This is a genomic window from Streptomyces sp. NPDC051104 (genome assembly GCF_040682835.1).
Classification (GTDB): Bacteria; Actinomycetota; Actinomycetes; order Streptomycetales; family Streptomycetaceae; genus Streptomyces; species Streptomyces cynarae.
On the sequence record NZ_JBFBBS010000105.1, the window covers coordinates 1 to 3,183 of the forward strand.

The window sequence follows — 3,183 nt, forward strand, 5'->3', positions numbered from 1 at the left end:
CCTTGACGTAGGCGGGGAGTTGTTCGGCCAGTTGCCGGTACGTCAGCCCCGGCCGCCAGGACGGCAGGTGCACCTCGTACACCGAGAACGGCGCCTCGTGCGCCGGCCGCCCACCCCGTCGGGCCATCCACTCCGCGTCCCCCCAGGCGTGGTGCGAGGCGCACACGACCGAGGACGTGTTCGGCGGGGCCTCCGTGCGGCGGGCCAGCGGGTCGGCGCGCAGCGTCTTGGAGCCGTCGGGGCGGGTGATCTCGAACTTGTACAGCTCACCCTCCCCGACACCGGGCACGAACAGCTCCCACACCCCGGTCGAGCCGAGCGAGCGCATCGGGAAGCCGGTGCCGTCCCAGAAGTTGAAGCTGCCGGCCACGCGCACGCCCCGTGCGTTCGGCGCCCACACCGAGAAGCGGGTGCCGGTCACGCCCTGGTGGGTCATGGGGTGGGCGCCGAGTGCCTTCCACAGCTCCTCGTGGCGTCCCTCACCGATCAGGTGGAGGTCGAGATCGCCGAGCGTGGGCAGGAAACGGTACGCGTCCTCGGTGTCCTGGACCGTGCCCTCGTACTCGACCAGCAGCCGGTACTCGGGCACGTCGGGCAGCGGCAGCAGTCCGGAGAAGAAGCCGTCCCCGTCGTCGTGCAGCTCGGCCCGCACATCCCCGGCGACGACGGTCACGGACAGCGCGTACGGCCGGAAGGCCCGCAAGGCGACACCGCCGGGCACCGGGTGCGTGCCGAGCACGGAGTGCGGGTCGTGGTGGGTGCCGGCCAGCAGCCGCTCACGGTCCCCGGCCGCGAGAGCGGGGGACACGGCCACGGCGGCCGCGGGGTCCGACGCGGCGACCTTCTCCGCGGTCACCTTCTTGGCGTCGACCTTCTTCGCGGCCGTCTTCTTGGCCGCCACCTTCTTGGCGGGTGCCTTCGCCACCGTCGTCTTGGCCGCCGTCTTCCTGGCCGATGCCTTCTTCGCCACCGCCTTCTCGGCGCCCACCTCGGCCGCGGTCGTCTGGGCGGTCACCTTCTTGGCGGCGACCTTCTTCGCCGCGGTCTTCGTGGCTGCCGTCTTCTTGGCGGGCGCCTTCTTCGCCGGGGCTGTCCCGGCCCGTGTCTCCGACGCCGCGGTGCTCTCGCTCTCGGCGGCGGCCTCCTTCACCTCCGCGACCGGTGTCATCGCGACGGCCTTCTTCCCGACCGCTGTCTTCGCCGTGGCCTTCTTCGCCCCGGTCGCCGCCTTCTTCGCCACCGCCTTCTTCTTCCCGGCCGTCGGCGGCTCTGAGGCAGCCGCTGTCGCCTTCTGCGCACCGGCCGTCGGCCGGCCCTCGGCGCTCTTCTTCGTGCTGTCGTCGGACGGAGGACGGGGGGTCACGGACGGGGCCTCCTCGGCAGGAGATGGTGGGGTCATGGTGTGGGGTCGGCGGACAGGCGGCGTATCGCCGCCATCGGGACCGGCAGCCAGTCGGGCCGGTGACGGGCCTCGTACACGACTTCGTAGACGGCCTTGTCCGTCTCGTACGCGCGCAGCAGCACCGGTTCGGTGCGCGGATCGCGCCCGGCGACCTCCGCGTAACCGGAGCAGTAGGCGGCCCGGCACTCCGTGGCCCACTCCGGGCCCGACGGGACGGCCGAGTGTGCCGCGTAGTCGAAGGAGCGCAGCATTCCGGCGATGTCCCGCGCGACCGGCTGCGGCATCCGGCGCTCGGCCAGCGGCTTCGACGGCTCTCCCTCGAAGTCGATCAGTGACCAGTCCCCGGACGGCGAGCGCAGGCACTGCCCCAGATGCAGGTCGCCGTGCACGCGCTGAGCGGTCCACACCCGCCCCTCGGCCGCGAGGTCGCCCAGCGCCTCGAACGCGGAGCGCAGCCGGGGCGCGTACGGCTGCAGCGCGGGCACCGCCTGGGCCGCCGCCTCCAGCCGCTCGGTCATGCCGTCGACCAGCAGCCCTATCTGGGCGTGGCCGAGAGTGACCGTGGGCAGGGCGCGGGCCAGCGCCGTGTGCACCTCGGCCGTCGCCCGCCCGAGCGCCCGCGCCTCGGCGGTGAAGTCCTCCCCCTTGGCCAGCTCGCGCAGCGCCAGCTCCCAGCCGTCCGTCGCGCCCCGCACATACGGCTGCAGCACGGCCAGGACGTACGGGTCCTCGAGGTCGTCCAGGTCGGCGAGCAGCCAGCCGGCCGGGGCGGGCACCCGGGGGCAGCCCTCGCGCGCGAGGGCCAGCGGGAGTTCGAGGTCGGGGTTGACGCCAGGCAGGACACGGCGCAGGAGCTTGAGGATGAACGTATCTCCGTAGACGATCGAGGAGTTCGACTGCTCGGAGGTGACCAGCCGGGGGACGAGCCCCTCCCGTATCTCCTGGCGCGTGTCCCCCTCGAAGCGCAGCGGGCCGACGTGGGCGCGGCTGCGGATCGCCTCCAGGAGAACGGTGGCGGCCCGGGGGTCGTACAGCGCCTCGTAGACGGTCCGCCCGGCCAGCGGGCCGTCCTCCAGATGCCCGATGAGCGCGGGTGCGAGGTGCGGGGGCAGTGCCTCGCGGACGCCTATCAGCAGCTGGTAGCAGTCCCCGGGGCGGGGCAGGGCGCCGGGCGCCGGGGTGTCCGGCTGGTGTGCCCGCACGAGGAGGTGGACCAGGCCCAGCGGGCCGCCCGGGGGCAGCAGGTCGGTGGCCGCCACCAGGGAGAACCCGGTGACCGGCCGTCCCTTGCCCGCGAACCAGCGCTGCCGCGGCAACCACTCCCGCAGGAGCGGATCGAGGGAGGCGAGCAGGCCGGGGTGGGTCGCGGTGGGACGGATGACGGCTTCCGGCATGGCGTGCGTCCTTTCCCCGGGGGGCGGTCGGGGGGTTATTTGCCTGCGTGCCCCGGTCGGGGCGGTGGAAACCGCCCCGACCGGACGACTAGGCGACGTCCTTGCGGATGCGGAACCAGTAGAAGCCGTGGCCTGCGAGGGTGAGCAGGTAGGGCAGTTCTCCGACGGCGGGGAAGCGGACCCCGCCGATCAGTTCCACCGGGTGCCGGCCCGCGAACTGGCGCAGGTCCAGCTCGGTCGGCTGCGCGAACCGGGAGAAGTTGTGCACGCACATCACCAGGTCGTCCTTGTACTCCCGCAGGAAGGCGAGCACGGCCGGGTTGGAGGAGGACAGTTCGGTGTAGGAGCCGAGGCCGAACGCGGGGTTCTGCTTGCGGATCTCGATCA

Annotated in this window: 2 protein-coding genes and 1 pseudogene; all 3 read right to left on the bottom strand. The window is 73.0% G+C overall.

The genetic code is table 11. The features are described 5' to 3' along the window. A pseudogene (locus tag AB0N14_RS39650) lies at nt 1-1,363 on the bottom strand (hypothetical protein); the annotation flags it as partial. Nucleotides 1,364-1,395: 32 nt separating this feature from the next. Then, nucleotides 1,396-2,796 carry a maltokinase gene (locus tag AB0N14_RS39655; protein WP_366030544.1) on the bottom strand — a complete coding sequence of 467 codons (1,401 nt, stop codon included), beginning with the start codon at nt 2,794-2,796 and terminating at the stop codon, nt 1,396-1,398. Between the two features lie 88 nt (nt 2,797-2,884). Further along, nucleotides 2,885-3,183: alpha-glucosidase C-terminal domain-containing protein (locus tag AB0N14_RS39660; RefSeq protein WP_366030545.1), on the bottom strand; the 299-nt coding region annotated here is incomplete at its 5' end.

Coding starts and splice junctions, on each gene's coding strand:
- AB0N14_RS39655 (WP_366030544.1), bottom strand. CDS start 2,796: ATGCCGGAAGCCGTCATCCGTCCCACCGCGACCCACCCCGGCCTGCTC.